Annotated in this window: 1 tRNA gene and 2 rRNA genes (1 of these 3 cut by a window edge); all 3 read left to right on the top strand. The window is 56.2% G+C overall.

The window, feature by feature from the left end:
- Positions 1–2780 (top strand): 23S ribosomal RNA (locus tag MLD63_RS17805); it begins 53 nt to the left of the window's first position.
- Positions 2781–2885: 105 nt separating this feature from the next.
- A 5S ribosomal RNA gene (rrf, locus tag MLD63_RS17810) occupies positions 2886–3000 on the top strand.
- A gap of 56 nt (positions 3001–3056) precedes the next feature.
- Positions 3057–3133 (top strand) — tRNA-Met (locus MLD63_RS17815).
- Positions 3134–3452 lie beyond the last annotated feature (319 nt).

Here is a 3452-nt window from a genome sequence, read left to right on the forward strand (position 1 = left end):
AGGACGTGATACCCTGCGATAAGCCATGGGGAGCCGGGAATAGGCTTTGATCCATGGATCTCCGAATGGGGAAACCCACCTGACAGTTTGTCATTTTTGCTTATGCAATGAATGGCTTTCTGAAACAGGTATTTATAGGCTGAATACATAGGCTTATAAAAGCGAACCTGGGGAACTGAAACATCTAAGTACCCAGAGGAAAGGAAATCAACTAGAGACTCCGGTAGTAGTGGCGAGCGAACCCGGACCAGCCGAGCCTTGAGAATGACCGGAATGATCTGGAAAGATCAGCCATAGCGGGTGACAGCCCCGTACGGGAAGTTTGATGGGACGTATCAAGTAGGGCGGGACACGTGAAATCCTGTCCGAAGATCGGGGGACCACCCCCGAAGGCTAAGTACTCCTTGCTGACCGATAGCGAACCAGTACCGTGAGGGAAAGGTGAAAAGCACCCCGACGAGGGGAGTGAAACAGTTTCTGAAACCGGACGCCTACAAGCAGTCGGAGGGGCCTTGAGCCCTGACGGCGTACCTTTTGTATAATGGGTCAACGACTTGGTCTGTCTGGCAAGCTTAAGCCGTTAGGTGGAGGCGCAGCGAAAGCGAGTCTTAAATGGGCGACATAGTCAGACGGATCAGACCCGAAACCGAGTGATCTAGGCATGGCCAGGATGAAGGTGCGGTAACACGCACTGGAGGTCCGAACCCACATCCGTTGAAAAGGATCGGGATGAGCTGTGCCTAGGGGTGAAAGGCCAATCAAACTCGGAGATAGCTGGTTCTCCGCGAAAGCTATTTAGGTAGCGCCTCGGACGTATCCCTCGGGGGGTAGAGCACTGCATGGATGATGGGGGCCCACAGCCTTACTGAGTCTAAGCAAACTCCGAATACCCGAGAGGACTATCCGGGAGACACACGGCGGGTGCTAACGTCCGTCGTGGAGAGGGAAACAACCCTGACCAACAGCTAAGGCCCCCAATTCGTGGCTAAGTGGGAAAGCATGTGAGACTTCCAAAACAACCAGGAGGTTGGCTTAGAAGCAGCCATCCTTTAAAGATAGCGTAACAGCTCACTGGTCTAATCAAGAGGTCTTGCGGCGAAGATGTAACGGGGCTCAAGCCACGAGCCGAAGCTTTGGATGCACCTTATGGGTGCGTGGTAGCGGAGCGTTCTGTGATATAGGACGCTGCCTCTTCTGATCCTTCGGGGTCATGGGAGGCATTGTTCTGACTGTGAAGCCGGGCCGTGAGGCATCCGGTGGAGTGATCAGAAGTGAGAATGTTGACATGAGTAGCGACAAACAGGGTGAGAGACCCTGTCGCCGAAAGTCCAAGGGTTCCTGCTTAAAGCTAATCTGAGCAGGGTGAGCCGACCCCTAAGGCGAGGCCGAAAGGCGTAGTCGATGGGAACCAGGTTAATATTCCTGGGCCAGGAGATGGTGACGGATCGCAAAGATTGTTCGACCTTATCGGATTGGTCGGGCAGTTCAGCGGTTCCTGGAAACAGCCCTCCATGAGATCGTACCCGAAACCGACACAGGTGGACTGGTAGAGAATACCAAGGCGCTTGAGAGAACCACATTTAAGGAACTCGGCAAAATACCTCCGTAAGTTCGCGAGAAGGAGGCCCGGTTCGTACGCAAGTATGGGCCGGGGGCACAAACCAGGGGGTGGCGACTGTTTACTAAAAACACAGGGCTCTGCGAAGCCGCAAGGCGACGTATAGGGTCTGACGCCTGCCCGGTGCCGGAAGGTTAAAAGGAGAGGTGCAAGCCTTGAATTGAAGCCCCGGTAAACGGCGGCCGTAACTATAACGGTCCTAAGGTAGCGAAATTCCTTGTCGGGTAAGTTCCGACCTGCACGAATGGCGTAACGACTTCCCCGCTGTCTCAAATGTGGACTCAGCGAAATTGAATTGTCTGTGAAGATGCAGACTTCCCGCGGTTAGACGGAAAGACCCCATGCACCTTTACTACAGCTTCGCACTGGCATCAGGATTGAGATGTGCAGGATAGGCGGTAGGCTTTGAAGCGGGAACGCCAGTTTCCGTGGAGCCATCCTTGAGATACCGCCCTTCGCACTCTTGATGTCTAACCGCGGTCCGTCATCCGGATCCGGGACCCTGCGTGGCGGGTAGTTTGACTGGGGCGGTCGCCTCCCAAACAGTAACGGAGGCGCGCGAAGGTTGGCTCAGAGCGGTCGGAAATCGCTCGTTGAGTGCAATGGCAGAAGCCAGCCTGACTGCAAGACTGACAAGTCGAGCAGAGTCGAAAGACGGCCATAGTGATCCGGTGGTCCCGAGTGGAAGGGCCATCGCTCAACGGATAAAAGGTACGCTGGGGATAACAGGCTGATGATGCCCAAGAGTCCATATCGACGGCATCGTTTGGCACCTCGATGTCGGCTCATCTCATCCTGGGGCTGGAGCAGGTCCCAAGGGTACGGCTGTTCGCCGTTTAAAGAGGTACGTGAGCTGGGTTTAGAACGTCGTGAGACAGTTCGGTCCCTATCTGCCGTGGGTGTAGGATACTTGAGAGGAGTTGCCCCTAGTACGAGAGGACCGGGGTGAACGTTCCACTGGTGGACCAGTTGTCGTGCCAACGGCAGTGCTGGGTAGCTATGAACGGACAGGATAAACGCTGAAGGCATCTAAGCGTGAAGCCCCCCTCAAGACCAGGTATCCCTTGAGAGCCGTGGAAGACCACCACGTCGATAGGCCGGAGATGTAAGCGCAGCAATGCGTTCAGTTGACCGGTACTAATGGCTCGATTGGCTTGATTTGATCCGGTGGAAGCAGGACTTCTACCCGGTCGCAAGCATGCAGATCATGCGCCTTGGACAACACCCGCGCCGAAAACGCGCGGACGCTGACCCGTTTCTTTCCCGGTCTGGTGGCCATAGCGCTCGCGAAACACCCGATCCCATCCCGAACTCGGCCGTTAAGCGCGAATGCGCCGATGGTACTGCGTCTCAAGACGTGGGAGAGTAGGTTACCGCCAGACCTGGAAAGAAACGGATCTCTCCAAAACGATGAAACTCCGATCCGGACAAACCTTGGCGCGGGATAGAGCAGCCCGGTAGCTCGTCAGGCTCATAACCTGAAGGTCGTAGGTTCAAATCCTACTCCCGCAACCAACACTAATCCATTAGCAAAATCATGGACTTCCGGCGCCGCCTCAAAATGCGCGCCGTTGGTTTGTCTACGCCCCGCCCCACGCGGGGCTTTTTGCGTTTCCCCGGGCAGCCCTGTCGCCGGCATCCCGCTCGTCAGGAGCAACAGGCTCGCCAGCGCGCCGTGAAGATCGATCGTGAAACCGCGGCCATGCGGGTCCGGCGCCGGCACGATCTTCTCGATCAGTCCCCGAAGCGCCTCCTTCGTCTCCTCCATGCCGCCAGGTTCCGTTAGCCCGCTGGCCAATGCGCCGCGGGCGAGATGGGTCGCGGCCATTGACGG

It is taken from the genome of Paracoccus albicereus, assembly GCF_024359525.1.
Taxonomy (GTDB): domain Bacteria; phylum Pseudomonadota; class Alphaproteobacteria; order Rhodobacterales; family Rhodobacteraceae; genus Paracoccus; species Paracoccus albicereus.